We start from the raw sequence: 14805 nt of genomic DNA on the forward strand, positions 1-14805 counted from the left end.
GTCATCTGGGCACAAGGGGCGTGGTCAATAGAGCGCTTACCCTCATTCGCCATCGCACATGCGATTCTCCGACCCCGCTCCTCCGGCATCGAAACTACCGCACCAAGAACGCCCCAAGCTTTCCCCAGTCAAACTGCACCCCGATCCCGGCATCCAGGGGCGCAACCGCGCGGTGGTTCTCGATGACGAGGGGGCGAGCCGTGTATTCGTCGATGGGAAAGCTGTGGATCTCCAGCCACCCCGCATCAGCTTGTGCAGCCAACAGGCTGACGTGCAATTCCTGCATGCCATGCGAGCACACCGGGATGCCGTGTTGCCGAGCGCGCTCGGCCACCCTCAGCCATGCCGTGATGCCTCCGCAGTTCGAGGCGTCCGGCTGGATGAAGGACAACTTCGCATGCTTGAAGGCCTGGTCGAACTCGTGAATCGTGTGCAGGTTTTCGCCCATTGCCAACGGCACGCCGGTCGCGTCGGCGATGCGCGCATAGCCTTCATAGTCGTCCGGAATGGTCGGCTCCTCGAACCAGAAGACGTCGAAGGGCTCGAAGCGCTTGCCCGCAACAATGGCCTGGTCCACGCTCATGGCGTAGTTGGCATCCACCATCAGGGTGATGTCGGGGCCGATCAGCTGCCGCACTGCGCGAATACGCTCGATGTCTTCCTCAAGGTCCTGGCGCCCGATCTTTATCTTGACAGCGTTCACGCCCCTGGCGAGGTAACCACGCACGTTGCTAGCAGCTTCTCGAGCGGAAACGACAGATCGATACCGCCGCAGTAGGCCTTGCAGGTGTTCTCGACGCCGCCGGCCAGCTTCCAGAGTGGCTGCCCGGCTCCCTTGCAACGGATGTCCCAAAGCGCGATGTCAATGGCCGAGATCGCAAATGACGCGATGCCCCCGCGTCCGACATAGTGCACATGCCACTGGTTGAAATCGTGAATGCCCTCGACATCTGCGCCATCGGAGCCGACCAGCGCAGGAGTGAAGTCGTGTTCGATCATTGCCTTGATCGCGTGGCCTCCCCTGCCGCCGGTGTAGGTGTAGCCCGTGCCCTGGCTGCCGTCGGCGAGTTCTACCGTCACGGTAATCAACTCGAAATGGGTATGTGCGCCGTGCTTGGCATCCGTCAAGACTTCAGCAAGTGGGACCTTGAAGAGCTGGGTGGTCATGTTCGCAATCGAACGCATGGCGCACTCTCCTTTGGATTGCCGTCTCTCCTCAAGAAGAGGCCACCTGGGTCACTTCGCCGGCTTCTTCGGCGACTTGCGCGCGGCGTCCAGCGCCGCTGCCTGCTGCGCGTGCTTCTCGGCGCGCGTCCTGCGCGCCTTGGGCTTCTTGGCTTCAGTGGCGTCGTGCGCTTCCTTCCTGACCTTCTTGTCCTTGGCCTGGGGATGATGCGTTCGCGTGAGCCGGTCGAGGGCGCTCGGGCCGGGCTGCAGCGCCTTCGCCTTGCGCCTGTCCCGCTCCTCCTTGAGCAGCCGGCGCTCCTCGATCAGGGCGGACTCGGCTTCGGACGGCTCTTGCTCCGCCCCACCAGCTTCCATCCGGCGCTTCGTCGCGCGAAGCAGCGCCCGGCCGTTGGCCGAGATCCTCTTGGTCAATGACGCAATACGAATCGGCATTTGTCAGTTCCTCATGGTGCTGGAAGGCCACTGTAGGCCAGACCTGCGCGCGGCGCCAGCCTGTTCGCACCACACCAGGGGATGCTGATCAATGAACGACGTCGGCGAATCCGAGGGCAGGCCGACGCGGCGGTGGATCGGCGCGACGCAGACGGCACATCGTCCATGCGCCGCGCCGGAGTCGCCGGCAGCCGCCTGGATCAGCCGACGCTGTACGGCGTTTCGGGCACCTGCGTGTGGAAGCTGGCATTGAGCATGTTCCACGAGCGGATCGCGCAGACCGCGAACGTGAGGTCCGCGATCTCCGCATCACTGAAGTGCCGCTTCACGGCGTCGAAGTCCGCATCGCTGGGCGTGCGATGCGGCACTGCGTTGACGGCCTCCGCCCAGTTGAGCGCGGCGCGCTCGGCTTCGTTGAAGAACCGCTCCGCCTCGCGCCAGCCGGCCACGGCGTTGACATGGCGGGGGTCCATGCCCTGCTTGAGCAGGTCGGCCCAGTGCATGTCGATGCAGAAGGCGCAGCCGTTGATCTGGCTGATGCGCAAGTTCACTACTTCGCGCAGGCGCTTGTCCAGCGATTTGCCGGCGGCGTTGGAAAACTGTGCGCCGGCGCGCGCGGCCGCAGGGGCGAGGGCGTGGTAGTCGAGTCTGGCTTGGGACATCGTGAGCTCCTTGTCGGTTGAGGATGGGGGGGAATACCTCTTAGACGACCGGGCACATCGGTTTGTGACAGGCGGCGAGCGACTTTCGCCCTGCCCCCAAGCTCTGGTCATTGACTCGTCCATCGCATCAGTGATCCGTTGCCCATGAGCCGGAGCGGAAGCGCTCGCTCGGCTCATCCGATACTACAGTCCCGTCCCATGCAAACCAAGTGGCTCGAAGACCTGATCGCCCTGTCGCAAACCGGCAGCCTCACCCGCGCCGCCGAGCAGCGGCACGTCACCCACCCGGCGTTCGGCCGTCGAATCCGGGCGCTTGAAGCCTGGGCAGGCGCACCCCTGGTCGAGCGGCGCGGAACTTCCGTCAGGCTGACGAGCCAGGGCGAGAAGCTGCTGGGCTTTGCGCTGCAGCTGGTTCCAGCAATGGCCCAGGCAAGGAGCGAGATCTGCGGGGCGGATGCAGAAGGCCATGCCGCAACGGTCACGCTGGCCACGGGGCGGACGCTAGCCCGCACGGTGGCAGCGGATTGGCTTTCGCGGATCAGGCGGCAACGTGCCGGCGTGCGGGTGGTGGTCCGCACCGGCTCCATGGCGGAAACCCTTCAGAGGTTCGAGCGCGGCGAATCGGACTTCATGCTGACCTATCACCACCCGCAGATTGCAGTGCGCCTCAGCTCGCACCAGTACCTCCAGCGACGGGTGGCGAGCGACCGCCTGGTGCCGGTGGGAAAGATCAACGCACGGGGCCAGGCGTCATTCAGCTTCGAGCACGCCGAGGCTGTCCCCTACCTGGCGTATGCCCAGACGCTGGCACTGGGGCGGCTGGTGAGCGACCACCTGAGCAACCATGCGAAGGCGCCCCGCCTCGCCGAGACCATCGAATGCGATTCGGCAGACGCGTTGCTCGAGTACGCCCTCAAGGGGCTGGGCGTCGCCTGGTTGCCTTGGTCCCTGGCAGCGGGCGCCTGCAAGGCAAGGCAGTTGGCGCCGGTGGGCAGCAAGGCGCTGGAGATCGGCTTCGAGGTTCGCATGGTTCGAGCCAAGCGAAGGCTTTCGCCGGCGGCAGAGTCGTTCTGGCAGACAGTGGACCCAGGCTGACCGGTACTTTCCTGCACGGCTGCGTGCCGAAAAGGCACAACTGCGGTGGCTCCGGAAACCAGAATCCGGGCATTGGGCACTACTGGAGACAAACCTTGAAACGTACCCTTGCCATCGGCGCCGCAGCGTTCTCGATCATTTCCGTGGCCCAGCACCACGCCTCGGCTCAGGAAGCCGCCTACCCGAACCGGCCCATCACGGTGCTGGTCGGGTATCCGCCGGGCGGCAGCACCGACCTGACGGGTCGCGCAGTGGCAGACCAGCTCGCGCACAAGCTGGGGGTGCCGGTGGTCGTGGAGAACGCCAGCGGCGCAGGCGGTGCGATCGCCGCGATGAAGGCATCCAAGGCGCAGCCGGACGGCTACACCCTGCTGCTGGGCGCCAACAACGAGATCGCGATCAACCGGCTGATCACGCCCGCAACCGTCAAGTACAGCTACAAGGACTTCACGCCGATCGGCCTGGTCGCCTCGCAGCCCATGGTCCTGGTCGCATCGGCGGCCACGGGGGTCAAGAATGCCGAACAGTTCGTGAGTGCGGTCAAGGCCAAGCCCGGGCGCTTCAGCTACGGCAGCAGCGGCGTCGGCACGGCGCTGCACCTGGCGGGGGAGATGGTGAAGGAGCAGGGCGGCCTCTTCATGACGCACATCCCGTACCGAGGCGTGGCGCCGCTGACCAACGACCTCCTGGGCGGCACGCTCGAATACGGGGTGTTCGTGCTGTCCAGCGGCCTGCCGCATATCCGCAGCGGCAAGGTGGTCGCCTTGGGTGTGACGGAAAAGAAGCGATCGCCGGCGGCACCGGACATTCCCGCACTGGCCGAGTCGGCGAACCTGAAGGACATGGACATCGGCGTCTGGTTCGCGCTGATGGCGCCGCCGAAGCTGCCCGCGCCCGTCCTGGCCAGGCTGCGCACGGCGCTCAACGAAATCCTGAAGACAGCCGAGTTCCGCAAGAAGCTCGAAGAGTCGGGTTCGACCATCGCGCCCCTGGACGTCGACATGCCGCGCTTCCTGGCGGACGAGACAGCCAAGTACCAGAAGGTCGTCGACTTCGCGAAGATCGCGGAATGACGGGCCTGCGATTCGATCTGCCCAGGCCGGACATCAGCGCCTGGCGCGCGGGCAACACGGGAACGGAAGGGGTCTGGCATTTCGAGTCGGGCGTGCCCGGCCGTCGCGTGATGGTCACGTCGCTCGTCCATGGCAATGAGCTCTGCGGGGCCTGGGCCATCAAGGGGTTGCTGGAAGCCGGCGTGCGGCCGCGGCGAGGCAGCCTGACGATGGCGTTCTGCAACCTTGCCGCCTTCGACCGCTTCGACCCGGGCGCGTTCGATGCGTCCCGCTTTGTCGACGAGGACCTGAACCGCCAGTGGTCCACCGGGAGAATCGCCGATGCCACGACCGTGGAGCGGCGCCGTGCGGGCGAATTGCTTCCCTTCGTCGAGCGTGCGGATTGGCTGCTGGACCTGCATTCGATGCACGAGCAAGGCGAGCCGTTGCTGCTGGCAGGTCCGCATGCCCGCAATCTCGCGCTTGCGCGAAGCTTGCGGGCGCCTGAGCACGTCGTCGTCGACGAAGGCCACCAGGACGGAACCCGAATGCGCGACTTCGGCCGCTTTGGCCTATCGGACGCGGAGGGCAGCGAGACCCGTTCGCTGCTCGTGGAATGCGGCTTTCACGGCGAAGCCTCGAGCCGGGATGTTGCTCGAGACCTCTCGGTTCGCTTCCTGGTCGAAGCGCAAATCCTCGACGCCGCATCCGCATCCGATGTGCTTCGCGGATGGCGCCGGCCGGATGCGCCCCGGCAGAGAGTTCTGCGGGTCACCGGCGGCGTGGTTGCGCGAAGCAGCAAGTTCCGCTTCCTCGGCTCATGGCGCGGGCTCGAGGTCATCCGAGACGCGGGGACCCCCATTGGCGACAACGACGGAGAGCTGGTCACCACGCCCTACGACGACTGCGTTCTTGTCATGCCCTCGTTGCGGCAGGCGCGCGCCGGCGTGACGGTCGTCCGCTTCGCGAAAGCGGAGCCATTGTGAAGCCGCGCCGGTGCCGGTGCCGGCGCGGTCACGCTTCGCTGTGCTCCGGAAGTTTCGCTACCACCTTGATCTCGAACTGGAAGCCGTAGAGCCACGTCACGCCGACTCCGGTCAGCGTCGGATACGGCGCATTGCCCCAGTACTCCGGCACCACCTTCCAGATCGTCTCGAACGTCGATTCGGGATCGACGATGAAGACGGTGACGTCCACCAGGTCTTCGAACGTGCAGCCTGCAGCCACGAGGATCGCGTTCAGATTGTCGAACGCGAGGCGGACCTGCGCCTCCAGGTCGGGCTCGGGCGAGCCGTCCTGGCGGCTGCCGACCTGCCCCGAGACGAACAGGAAACCATTGGATCGGATGGCCGGCGAATACCGGTTCTTTTCGTAGAGCGCCTGGCGCCCGGGCGGAAAAACGACTTCACGCTGAGTCATGGAATACCTTCATTGATCGGGTCGATTCCGACCCGGCAGTCACGATCAAGGGACTTTAGGGACGCTTGCCTCGCGGATCAACGAGCAAGGCCAACAATCACTGTTTGGGGAACCCAAACAATCCTTTGAGCGACTGGAGCACGGAGATGGACCGTTTCGATGCCATGCAGGCATTCGCCCGGGTGGTGGAAGCACGCAGCTTCACCAAGGCGTCCGAGACACTTCAGATGAGCAAGACCAGCGTGACGCAATTGGTGCAGCAGCTGGAAGAGCGCCTGCGCGTGAAGCTGCTCAACCGCACCACGCGCAAGGTCAACGTCACGCCTGATGGTGCGGCCTACTACGAGCGCGTCGTGCGTCTGCTGGCCGACATGGACGATGCCGAGACCAGCCTGTCCAGTGCCTCGGCGTCGCCCCGCGGGCGCCTGCGGGTGGATGTGCCCAGCCCGCTGGCCCGCATGATCCTGGTGCCGGCCTTGCCTGCATTCCACGCGCGCTACCCCGACATCCAGCTCCACATGGGCGTGAGCGATCGCATGGTGGACCTGATCGACGAGAACGTGGACTGCGTCCTGCGCGGCGGCGAGCTCACCGACCCATCGCTGACGGCACGGCGCGTGGGGGACCTGCCGCTCGGGGTCTACGCGGCGCCGAGCTACCTGGAGCGGGCCGGCACGCCTTCGCACCCGCGGGAGCTCGAGGACACGCACCACCGCGTCGTGGGCTTCCTGCGGTCACGCAACGGCGGGATCTTTCCGTACGCCATGCACCGCGACGGCGAACGCATCGAAGTGCAGGGCCGGTACACATTCGCGTTCGACGACGGAAATGCCTACCTCGCCGCCGGCCTGGCCGGCCTCGGCGTGCTCTGGGCGCCACACTACCTGTCCGAAACGCACCTCGCGCGCGGCGAGCTGGTATCTCTGTTCAAGGGCTGGCGCATCGACCCGATGCCGATGCACGTGGCGTTCCGGCCCAACCGGCATGTCAGCGCCAAGCTGCGCGCGTTCATCGAATGGGTTGCCGAGCTGATGGCGCAGCACGCGCCCGTCGCTGCGAGGCGTGGCACGTGACCGAGCGCTGCGAGCGCAGCGCCACGCCGGCTACCGGCGGCTTCGCTGCGGCTGCCGGGCAAGGGCTCGAAGCGCCAAGAGGCCCGTCAGCGGCGCAATGATGTCCGCAGCGCGCCGGCTTCTGCAAGGAACGCCTCCAGCAGCCGTTGCGCCGGCAGTGTCAGCGGCGTATCGGCACGGTGCAGGACGTGGATGGTCGTGTTGGGCAGCACGTCGGCAATGGGCAATTGGACGAGGTCCATCCCGGGACCATAGCGGTCGAAGAACCCCGCCGGCATGATTCCGACCACGTCCAGCCTGGGCATGAGCGCGAGCAGCGTGGCGAAGGATTCGCACTCCAGGCGAACCTGCGGCGTGCGAGCGCCCGTTTCATCGAAGTGGATGTTGCGCGGGTCGCCCGGTCCTCCGGGCGGGCCGGTGAGCACCCAGCCCGTGTCGAGGAGGTCGGCCAGCTTCTTCGCACGCGCCAGCGGATGGCTGCGGCGGGCGACGAGCACCGAGCGGCTGTCGAAGAGCGGCTGTACGACCAGATCCCGGCCGACACCCTCGGTAGGCAGGGGCCCCAGCGCCATGTCGAGCTCGCCGGTGCGCACCTGCTCCAGGGCACGGGGGTAGAGCGCATCGCGCATGCGCAGGCTGACCTGGGGCCATCTGGCGCCGAAGCGCTCCACCGCGCCGGGCGCCAGCAGGATCGCCGCGACCGGCGAGACGCCCACCGTCACCTGCGCCTCGGCATGCCGCAGATGCCATGCGACCTCCTCGCGGGCCCGGTCGATTTCACGCACCACAGTGGCAGCGCGCGCGGCGATCAGCTCGCCGGCCGGCGCCAGCCGGACTCCCTTGGGCGTGCGTATCACCAGCGCGGTGCCGAACTCGTCCTCGAGCTGGCGCAAGGCCTTGGTCAGCGCCGGCTGGGACACGTTGAGGGTCTGGGCCGACGCGCGCAGGCTCCCGGTCTTGGCAAGAGTCAGCAGCAGGTGAAGATGCTGGAGCCGCATGGTGACCACGGGGTGGTGGGGATGGCGGGGGTGGCGATAACCCATGGTAATCGACATCAAAACATGTGACGCGACACGGGCCGACCGGGCAACTAGCATTCGGTCAACACCCACCCCACGACAGGAACCGGCATGACCCGAAGCGTGAAGAACATCCTCTTCATCATGTGCGACCAGCTCCGCGCGGACCACTTGTCGTGCTTCGGCCACCCCAGGCTGAAGACGCCGAACCTCGACGCACTGGCGGCGCGCGGCGTGATCTTCGACCGCGCCTACGTGCAGTCCCCGGTTTGCGGTCCGTCGCGCATGAGCTACTACACCGGACGCTACGTTCACTCCCACGGTGCGAGCTGGAACTTCGTGCCGCTCAAGGCGGGCGAGATGACGATCGGGGACCACCTGCGCCCGCTGGGCGTGCGTTCGGTGCTGGTCGGCAAGACCCACATGCGCGCCGACCTCGCAGGGATGTCGCGCCTGGGCATCGACCCGGCCTCGACGATCGGCGTGCGCATCGCCGAGTGCGGCTTCGATCCCTACGAGCGCGACGACGGCATCCACCCCTACTCGGGCCACGATCCGGACCCCAGCTACAACGACTACCTGCGCAAGCAGGGCTTCGGCGGCGACAACCCCTGGGAGAGCTGGGCCAACTCCACCGTCGATGACGACGGCCGGATCCGCTCCGGCTGGTTCCTGAAGTACTCGAACCGGGCGGCACGCGTGCCCGACGAGCACTCCGAGACGCCCTACATCACCCGCCGCGCGATGGACTTCATTGCCGAGGCCGGCGAGCAGCCCTGGTGCCTGCACTTGTCATACATCAAGCCGCACTGGCCCTACATCGTGCCCGAGCCGTACGCGAGCATGTACAAGGCCGAGGATGCCCTGCCGGTGGTCCGCTCCGAGGCCGAGCGCCAGGATCCGCATCCGGTGTATGCGGCGATGATGAAGCACCGGGTGTCCGAGACCTTCTCGCGCGAAGGCGTGCGCGACGCCGTCATGCCCGGCTACATGGGCCTGATCAAGCAGATCGACGACCAGCTGGGCAAGCTCTTCGGCTTCCTGGAAGAGCGCGGCCTGATGGACACGACCATGATCGTCTTCACCTCGGACCATGGCGACTACCTGGGCGATCACTGGATGGGCGAGAAGGACCTGTTCCACGAGCCGATCATCCGCGCGCCCTTGATCGTCTACGACCCCGACCCGCGCGCCGACCCCACGCGGGGGACGCGCTGCGACGCACTGGTCGAGGCGGTCGACCTGGCGCCGACCTTCCTCGACGCCTGCGGCGGCACGCCGGTGCCGCACATCATGGACGGCCGCTCGCTTCGCCCGCTGCTGTTCGGGAAGCGTCCGCCCGATTGGCGCGAGCACGTGGTCTGCGAGTACGACTATGCCTTCCAGGATTCGCGCATCGCGCTCGGCACGCCCTCGCGCGAGGCCTGGCTGCGGATGATCTCCGACGGCCGCTGGAAATACGTGCTGGCCGAGGGCTACCGTCCGATGTTGTTCGACCTCGCCTCGGACCCGAACGAATTCGTCGACCTGGGCGCCGCACCCGAACACGAAGGGGTGCGCCAGCGCCTGCACGAGGCCCTGTTCCGCTGGGCACGCCAGCCACGCCAGCGCGTGACGATTCCGGACGGTGCCATCGAGACGATGGAGATCCAGCCCCGCATCTCCGAGGGCGGCATCCTTATCGGCTACTGGGACGAAGAAGACCTGAGCGAGGCACGCAAGCGCTTCAAGCCGCGCTTCGCCTCGACCAACCCCCTCGTCAAACCCACGCTCGATCGCCTCACCGGCCAGGAAGGAGTCTCCACATGACCATCGAAACCCCCGACATCACGCGCGCGCAGACCGGCATGGACGGCGTGTCGTGGAACATCCTCGGGCAGATCTACGTGCCCAAGCAGGTGAGCGACGACAGCTTCTCCTGGCATGCGACCTTCCCGGTGGAGACCTTCGTGCCGCCGCACGTGCATCCCTACCAGGACGAGTACATCTTCGTGCTCGACGGCCGCATCGATCTCCTCCTCGCGGGCAAGAAGACCTCGGCCGGCGCCGGCGACCTGGTGCGCATGCCCCGCGGCATTCCACATGCGTTCTTCAACAACACCGGCGAACCGGTGACGGCCCTCTTCTGGGCCACGCCGGCCGGCAAGCTGCAGGCGCTCTACCGCCGCATCCACAACATGTCGAGCCCGGCCGAAGTGGTGGCCGCGGCGCGTGAGTACGACGTCATCTTTGCACCGCCCGTTTCATCGGCGGCATGAACATCATGATTCAACGCAGACGGATCCTGGGCGCGCTGGCTGCCGCGCCTCTCGCCGCAGCAACCCTCCCGGCCTGGGCGCAGGGCTACCCCGCCAGGCCCATCAGGATCGTCGTGCCGCTGCCGCCCGGCAGCCCGCCCGACGTGCTCGCGCGCCTGGTGGCCGAGCGCCTGCAGGACGCGTGGAAGCAGCCGGTCATCGTCGACAACCGGCCCGGCGCGACGGGAATGATCGGCATGGATGCGGTGGCCAAGGCGGCGCCTGACGGCTACACGGTCGGCGTCATGTTCCTCACGCACACGGTCCTGCCGGCGCTGTTCGGCAAGGTGCCCTACGACACCGGCGCGGACTTCGTGCCCATTGCCAACCTCGTGTGGCTCTACAACGTGCTCGTGGTGCCTCCCTCGGTGCCGGCCCGCAGCGCGAAGGAGTTGGTGGAACTCGCGCGTGCGCAGCCGGGCAAGCTCAGCTATGGTTCCGGCGGCAACGGCTCGCCGGCCCACCTGATCGGCGAGTCCTTCAGGCAACTCGCCAAGGTCGATATGCTCCATGTGCCTTTCAAGGGACCTTCGGAAGCGGTGCAGGCGCTGCTGGGGGGCTATGTCTCGGCGATGTTCGCCACGACCTCGGTCGCCGTTCCGTTGGTGAACGCCGGCAAGCTGCGAGCCATGGCCGTGACCAGCCCCGCCCGTCTTCCGGCGCTGCCCTCGGTCCCGACCATGGCCGAGAGCGGCATCCCCGGGTTCGACCTGAAGGAGTGGGAGGGCATCGTCGCGCCGGCCGGCACGCCGCGCGACATCATCGCCAAGTGGAACGAGGAACTGACACGGATCATGCAATTGCCCCAGATTCGCGAGAAGCTGTCGGAGCTCGGCATGGAAGCGGCTCCCCCGAACTCGCCCGACCAGTTCTCGACGCTGATGCGCAGCGAACTGCAACGCTGGACGCAGTTCGTCAAGACCACCGGCCTCAAGGCCGACTGAGCTCGTGGACGACCTTCAGTTCCAGTACGTCGAGGGCCAGGCGCGGGCGAGCTTTGCGGCGCTGCTCGCCGAGTTCGAGGTAGAGAGCCGGGTGGCCACTACCACCGGACCCTGTGCGCTCGATGTGCGCTACGGCCCGCTGGAGCGCCAGACCTTCGACTTCTTCACGGCGCGCGGGAGCCCGCGGGGCACGCTGGCGTACTTCCATGCGGGGTACTGGCAATCGCGGGACAAGTGGACCTTCCGCTTCATCGCGCCCGCCTTCACGGCTGCCGGGCTGAATGTCGCGCTGGTCAACTATCCGCTGTGCCCGACCGTGTCGCTCGCGGAACTCATCGAGGCCGCGAAGGCCTGCGTACCGGCGATCCGGGCCCGGGCGGGCATGGGCGATGCCCATGGCGTGCCACTGGTCCTCTCGGGGCACTCGGCGGGCGCCCATATCGCCGTCGAGCTTGCACTTGCCGATGCGAAAGGCATCGCGGGCGTCATCGCCATGAGCGGCATCTTCGACCTCGCGCCCCTCGTGGCGACTTCGCTCAACCAGAAGCTCCAGCTCGATCCTGCAGCCGCGGCGGCCTGCTCTCCCATTCATCGCATTCGCGCGCAACTGCCGCCCGGGCTGGTCGTTGTCGGAGACGAGGAAACGCCGGCTTTCATCGAGCAAAGCCGGCGCTTGCACGATGCGTGGAAGAACGCGGGCAACCGGAGCGTTCTGCACGTCGCACCCGGGGCCGATCATTTCAGTCTGCTGCGTCAGTTCGCGTCACCTGGCGGTCCCTTGTTCGAGCAGGTCTGCACGCTCTTCGCCGACCAGGGGCAGTGATCGCCGCCGGCCGGACGGTGGCGAAGGCCCCCTAAGACATCAGAACGTCACCTTGACCGAGGGCGCGCTGCGCTGGGCCTCGCCGTGGAACACCGCCTCGATGTTGTTGCCGTCCGGGTCGAGCACGAAACACGCGTAGTAGCCGGGGTGGTACGCCCGCTCGCCCGGGGCTCCGTTGTCCATGCCGCCATGCGCGAGCGCGGCGTTGTAGAACGCATCGACCATCGCCTTGTCCTGGGCCTGGAAGGCGAGGTGGTGGCGTCCGGTCAGCCGGCCCTGGGCTGCCTCGCTGTCGGCGGTCGACACGAAAAGCTCATCGGCCCAGAAATAGCCCTCGCCGGTGCCGCCCATCGGTATCTTCAGCACCTCGAAGACGGCCGTATAGAAAGCCTGGCTCGCGGCGAGATCGCGCACGACGAGCTGGATGTGATCGATCAGGCGACCGCGGTGCAACTCCTGTGTTTCCATGCATACGCTCCTTTCGACTTGGGTGGTGGGTCGACATTTTGAGCGAATGTCGACGGCACGCCCCGCATTTCCGCGGCGGCCATTCAGCCGTGCGCCAACAGCATCTTCATGAATGTGATCCCGTTGCGCTGCCCTTTGTCCTCGTCGCAGTTGTTGAAGATGATGTGCGTGTGCCTGGCCTTGTAGGCCAGGCGAACGACTTCCGACATGATCTCGCGCAGTTCCTGGTCAGGGTAGTCGTAGTCGAAGCGCTCGGCCGCCGAGACCGCGCCCTTCATGTTGTAGGTGTCCACGTTGCGCCCATGCAGCCGCACCAGGGCGTAGTCGGGGTTCGTGGTCTCGGCCAGCATCGGCACGCTGTTGGCAAAGCCCTGCGGCCCGTCGACGATGGTGTGCACGGCGTGCAACCCGCGCAGGAAGTCGATCGTGCCGCCGCGGTGCGCCTCGGCCCACCACGACGCGTGCCGGAATTCGACGCTGCAGGTATGGCCCGCCATCATCTCGATGCAATGCGCGACATGCGCATGCCCCTCGCGATCGCATTGCAGCCAGGGCGGAAACTGGAAGTGCACCAGGCCGAGCTTGCCGGCATTCCTGAGCGGCGCGATCGCGTCGATGAAGCGGCGCCACAACTCGTCGCGGATCGCGGGTGGGGTGCTGCGGTAATAGAGCGTCTTCGTCGAGCCCAGTGCTTCCTTGATGTCCTTGTGCAGCACCTTCGGGTCGGTCTGGTGGCCGGTGAAGAGGCGGAAGGCCTTGATGTTGAAGGTGAAGTGTTCGGGCGTGCGCGCGGCCCAGTTGTTCGCGTTGGCGGGCGCGGGGATGCCGTAGTAGCTGGAATCGACCTCGACCAGGGGGAAGATCGACGCGTAGTAGCGCAGCCGCGCCTCGGGCGTCTTCGCTTCCTTCGGATAGAAGCGCCCGCACTCGATGAGTGTCTTGTCAGTCCACGAGGCGGTTCCCACAAGGATGCTCATGGCCGAATGCTAGCGGCTCGAGCCATGGCGTGGAAGATTCGCCGGCCTCAACGCTCCAGCCGTTCGATCCCCAGGGCCTTGAGGACATACTTCTCATAGATGGGCTCCGAAGTGCCGTTCTTCATCTTGTACATGAAGTATTTCTCGAAGGCGACCTTGGCCAGGTGGACCCATCTGCCCTTCTTGAACCAGTTGACGTTGCGCGGCGGGATCTGCGGCAGCGCGACGAATGCCGCCCCGGTGTTCCCCATGTCTGCGAGGCAGATCGCGTTCCAGGTGGCCTTGGCATCGGCAGGCCGGCCCGCGATTTCAGCGGCGATGTTGTGCACGATGGCAGTGACCATCGTCTCGATCATGTAGCCGGTCTTCGGCGCACCCGTGGGGACGGGCGTGACCTCCACGGGCGGGATGGCCACGCAGACGCCGGCCGAGAAGATGTTGCGATACTTCTTGCTGCGCTGGTTCTCGTCGATCATCACGAATCCGCGCGGGTTGCACAGTCCCTCGACCGAGGCGACCGCATCGACGCCCTTGAATGCCGGCAGCATCATGCTGAACTTGAAGGGCAGCTCGTGCTCCTTCTTCGGCTGGCCGTGCTCATCCATTTCGGTGACGAACATCTTGCCGTCCTCGATGCGCGTGACCTTGGCATTGGTGATCCAGTGGATGTCGTTGTTGCGGAACTCGCTCTCCAGCATCGCCTTCGAATCGCCCACGCCGCCCAGCCCCAGGTGGCCGATGTAGGGTTCGCTCGTCACGTAGGTGATCGGCACCTTGTGGCGCAGCTTGCGGCGCCTCAGGTCGGTGTTGAAGATGAACGAGAACTCGTAGGCGGGCCCGAAGCACGATGCACCGGGCAACGCACCGATGATGGCCGGGCCCGGATCGTCGAGGAACTGCTGATACCGGGCCCAGGTCTTCTCGGCATGATCGACCACGCAGATCGACTGGGTATGCCCCTCCGGGCCCGCGCCCGGCACCTCGTCGAAGGCGAGCTTGGGGCCGGTGGTGATGACCAGGTAGTCGTAGCCGAGCCTGCTGCCGTCCTGCAACTCGACGACGTTCTGCTCGGCATCGATGCGCGTCACGCGCTGCGCAACGAACTCGATGCCTTTCTGCTCCAGGTGCGGGGCGATCGGGAAGGTGATCGAGCTGCGCTCCCGCCACCCGACGGCGAGCCATGGATTGGAGGGCACGAACTGGAAGTAATCGACGGCGTTCACGACCGTGATGCGGTGCGACTTGTCCAGTGCAGCGCGCAGCTCGTAGGCCGCAGGCATGCCGCCGGTGCCGGCGCCGAGAATGACGATGTGGGCCATGTTTGTCTTATATGGACGCCTCCCGTGTGGCAAGCGA

At 66.2% G+C, this 14805-nt stretch carries 17 protein-coding genes; 8 read left to right on the forward strand and 9 right to left on the reverse strand.

Features of this window, described 5'->3' with window-relative positions:
• Nucleotides 1-94: 94 nt before the first annotated feature.
• The 4 genes from APY03_RS45345 to APY03_RS15170 form a co-directional block, all read right to left on the reverse strand.
• The gene (locus APY03_RS45345; RefSeq protein ID WP_269475634.1) at nucleotides 95-703 is read right to left on the reverse strand and encodes a mandelate racemase/muconate lactonizing enzyme family protein; all 609 of its coding nucleotides are present in this window, start codon (nucleotides 701-703) and stop codon (nucleotides 95-97) included.
• Nucleotides 700-1185, reverse strand: a complete 486-nt coding sequence (locus tag APY03_RS45350; protein WP_269475633.1) for a hypothetical protein — start codon at nucleotides 1183-1185, stop codon at nucleotides 700-702. Before APY03_RS45350 ends, APY03_RS45345 begins: the two co-directional genes overlap by 4 nt.
• 51 nt (nucleotides 1186-1236) lie before the next feature.
• Nucleotides 1237-1620, reverse strand: coding sequence for a hypothetical protein (locus APY03_RS15165; protein WP_146039295.1), 384 nt, complete (start codon nucleotides 1618-1620; stop codon nucleotides 1237-1239).
• A 200-nt stretch (nucleotides 1621-1820) separates the two neighbouring features.
• Nucleotides 1821-2282: a carboxymuconolactone decarboxylase family protein gene (locus APY03_RS15170; RefSeq protein WP_068678026.1), complete on the reverse strand. Its 462-nt coding sequence runs from the start codon at nucleotides 2280-2282 to the stop codon at nucleotides 1821-1823.
• A gap of 198 nt (nucleotides 2283-2480) precedes the next feature.
• Between APY03_RS15170 and APY03_RS15175 the strand changes: the two genes are divergently transcribed.
• The 3 genes from APY03_RS15175 to APY03_RS15185 all read left to right on the forward strand — a co-directional run bounded on the left by APY03_RS15175 (nucleotide 2481) and on the right by APY03_RS15185 (nucleotide 5415).
• Nucleotides 2481-3377 carry a LysR family transcriptional regulator gene (locus APY03_RS15175; protein WP_068678027.1) on the forward strand — a complete coding sequence of 299 codons (897 nt, stop codon included), beginning with the start codon at nucleotides 2481-2483 and terminating at the stop codon, nucleotides 3375-3377.
• 95 nt (nucleotides 3378-3472) lie between these two features.
• Nucleotides 3473-4450 (forward strand): Bug family tripartite tricarboxylate transporter substrate binding protein, encoded by a 978-nt coding sequence (locus APY03_RS15180; protein WP_174262776.1) that lies wholly within the window; start codon nucleotides 3473-3475, stop codon nucleotides 4448-4450.
• Nucleotides 4447-5415: a succinylglutamate desuccinylase/aspartoacylase domain-containing protein gene (locus APY03_RS15185; protein WP_068678028.1), complete on the forward strand. Its 969-nt coding sequence runs from the start codon at nucleotides 4447-4449 to the stop codon at nucleotides 5413-5415. Before APY03_RS15180 ends, APY03_RS15185 begins: the two co-directional genes overlap by 4 nt.
• A gap of 28 nt (nucleotides 5416-5443) precedes the next feature.
• On the opposite strand, the gene APY03_RS15190 is transcribed toward APY03_RS15185, so the two are convergent.
• On the reverse strand, nucleotides 5444-5848 hold the full coding sequence (locus APY03_RS15190; RefSeq protein ID WP_068678029.1) for a RidA family protein: 405 nt from the start codon (nucleotides 5846-5848) through the stop codon (nucleotides 5444-5446).
• Nucleotides 5849-5994: 146 nt separating this feature from the next.
• Between APY03_RS15190 and APY03_RS15195 the strand changes: the two genes are divergently transcribed.
• Nucleotides 5995-6921, forward strand: coding sequence for a LysR family transcriptional regulator (locus APY03_RS15195; RefSeq protein WP_068678030.1), 927 nt, complete (start codon nucleotides 5995-5997; stop codon nucleotides 6919-6921).
• Between the two features lie 86 nt (nucleotides 6922-7007).
• Here APY03_RS15195 and APY03_RS15200 read toward each other — a convergent pair whose 3' ends face one another.
• Nucleotides 7008-7919 carry a LysR family transcriptional regulator gene (locus APY03_RS15200; protein WP_232324283.1) on the reverse strand — a complete coding sequence of 304 codons (912 nt, stop codon included), beginning with the start codon at nucleotides 7917-7919 and terminating at the stop codon, nucleotides 7008-7010.
• A 132-nt stretch (nucleotides 7920-8051) separates the two neighbouring features.
• Between APY03_RS15200 and APY03_RS15205 the strand changes: the two genes are divergently transcribed.
• Genes APY03_RS15205 through APY03_RS15220 form a run of 4 tightly spaced genes read left to right on the forward strand, consistent with a single transcriptional unit; the run spans nucleotide 8052 to nucleotide 12004 of the window.
• Nucleotides 8052-9749, forward strand: a complete 1698-nt coding sequence (locus APY03_RS15205; protein WP_068678032.1) for an alkaline phosphatase family protein — start codon at nucleotides 8052-8054, stop codon at nucleotides 9747-9749.
• Nucleotides 9746-10198, forward strand: coding sequence for a cupin domain-containing protein (locus tag APY03_RS15210; protein ID WP_068678033.1), 453 nt, complete (start codon nucleotides 9746-9748; stop codon nucleotides 10196-10198). Before APY03_RS15205 ends, APY03_RS15210 begins: the two co-directional genes overlap by 4 nt.
• Before the next feature lie 5 nt (nucleotides 10199-10203).
• Nucleotides 10204-11181 carry a Bug family tripartite tricarboxylate transporter substrate binding protein gene (locus tag APY03_RS15215; protein ID WP_162487139.1) on the forward strand — a complete coding sequence of 326 codons (978 nt, stop codon included), beginning with the start codon at nucleotides 10204-10206 and terminating at the stop codon, nucleotides 11179-11181.
• A gap of 4 nt (nucleotides 11182-11185) precedes the next feature.
• Nucleotides 11186-12004 carry an alpha/beta hydrolase gene (locus tag APY03_RS15220; RefSeq protein WP_068678035.1) on the forward strand — a complete coding sequence of 273 codons (819 nt, stop codon included), beginning with the start codon at nucleotides 11186-11188 and terminating at the stop codon, nucleotides 12002-12004.
• A 39-nt stretch (nucleotides 12005-12043) separates the two neighbouring features.
• On the opposite strand, the gene APY03_RS15225 is transcribed toward APY03_RS15220, so the two are convergent.
• From APY03_RS15225 to APY03_RS15235, 3 genes are all read right to left on the reverse strand, one after another.
• The gene (locus APY03_RS15225; RefSeq protein WP_068678036.1) at nucleotides 12044-12472 is read right to left on the reverse strand and encodes a VOC family protein; all 429 of its coding nucleotides are present in this window, start codon (nucleotides 12470-12472) and stop codon (nucleotides 12044-12046) included.
• 83 nt (nucleotides 12473-12555) lie between these two features.
• Nucleotides 12556-13449 (reverse strand): DUF72 domain-containing protein, encoded by an 894-nt coding sequence (locus tag APY03_RS15230; protein ID WP_068678037.1) that lies wholly within the window; start codon nucleotides 13447-13449, stop codon nucleotides 12556-12558.
• A gap of 47 nt (nucleotides 13450-13496) precedes the next feature.
• The gene (locus APY03_RS15235; RefSeq protein WP_068678038.1) at nucleotides 13497-14768 is read right to left on the reverse strand and encodes an NAD(P)/FAD-dependent oxidoreductase; all 1272 of its coding nucleotides are present in this window, start codon (nucleotides 14766-14768) and stop codon (nucleotides 13497-13499) included.
• Nucleotides 14769-14805 lie beyond the last annotated feature (37 nt).

It is taken from the genome of Variovorax sp. WDL1, from assembly GCF_001541225.1.
GTDB lineage: Bacteria > Pseudomonadota > Gammaproteobacteria > Burkholderiales > Burkholderiaceae_C > Variovorax.

What these genes read in the sequence shown, in the direction of transcription:
- APY03_RS45350 (WP_269475633.1), bottom strand. Translation starts at nt 1,185, where the DNA reads ATGCGTTCGATTGCGAACATGACCACCCAGCTCTTCAAGGTCCCACTT.
- APY03_RS15165 (WP_146039295.1), bottom strand. Translation starts at nt 1,620, where the DNA reads ATGCCGATTCGTATTGCGTCATTGACCAAGAGGATCTCGGCCAACGGC.
- APY03_RS15170 (WP_068678026.1), bottom strand. Translation starts at nt 2,282, where the DNA reads ATGTCCCAAGCCAGACTCGACTACCACGCCCTCGCCCCTGCGGCCGCG.
- APY03_RS15175 (WP_068678027.1), top strand. Translation starts at nt 2,481, where the DNA reads ATGCAAACCAAGTGGCTCGAAGACCTGATCGCCCTGTCGCAAACCGGC.
- APY03_RS15185 (WP_068678028.1), top strand. Translation starts at nt 4,447, where the DNA reads ATGACGGGCCTGCGATTCGATCTGCCCAGGCCGGACATCAGCGCCTGG.
- APY03_RS15190 (WP_068678029.1), bottom strand. Translation starts at nt 5,848, where the DNA reads ATGACTCAGCGTGAAGTCGTTTTTCCGCCCGGGCGCCAGGCGCTCTAC.
- APY03_RS15195 (WP_068678030.1), top strand. Translation starts at nt 5,995, where the DNA reads ATGGACCGTTTCGATGCCATGCAGGCATTCGCCCGGGTGGTGGAAGCA.
- APY03_RS15200 (WP_232324283.1), bottom strand. Translation starts at nt 7,919, where the DNA reads ATGCGGCTCCAGCATCTTCACCTGCTGCTGACTCTTGCCAAGACCGGG.
- APY03_RS15205 (WP_068678032.1), top strand. Translation starts at nt 8,052, where the DNA reads ATGACCCGAAGCGTGAAGAACATCCTCTTCATCATGTGCGACCAGCTC.
- APY03_RS15210 (WP_068678033.1), top strand. Translation starts at nt 9,746, where the DNA reads ATGACCATCGAAACCCCCGACATCACGCGCGCGCAGACCGGCATGGAC.
- APY03_RS15215 (WP_162487139.1), top strand. Translation starts at nt 10,204, where the DNA reads ATGATTCAACGCAGACGGATCCTGGGCGCGCTGGCTGCCGCGCCTCTC.
- APY03_RS15225 (WP_068678036.1), bottom strand. Translation starts at nt 12,472, where the DNA reads ATGGAAACACAGGAGTTGCACCGCGGTCGCCTGATCGATCACATCCAG.
- APY03_RS15230 (WP_068678037.1), bottom strand. Translation starts at nt 13,449, where the DNA reads ATGAGCATCCTTGTGGGAACCGCCTCGTGGACTGACAAGACACTCATC.
- APY03_RS15235 (WP_068678038.1), bottom strand. Translation starts at nt 14,768, where the DNA reads ATGGCCCACATCGTCATTCTCGGCGCCGGCACCGGCGGCATGCCTGCG.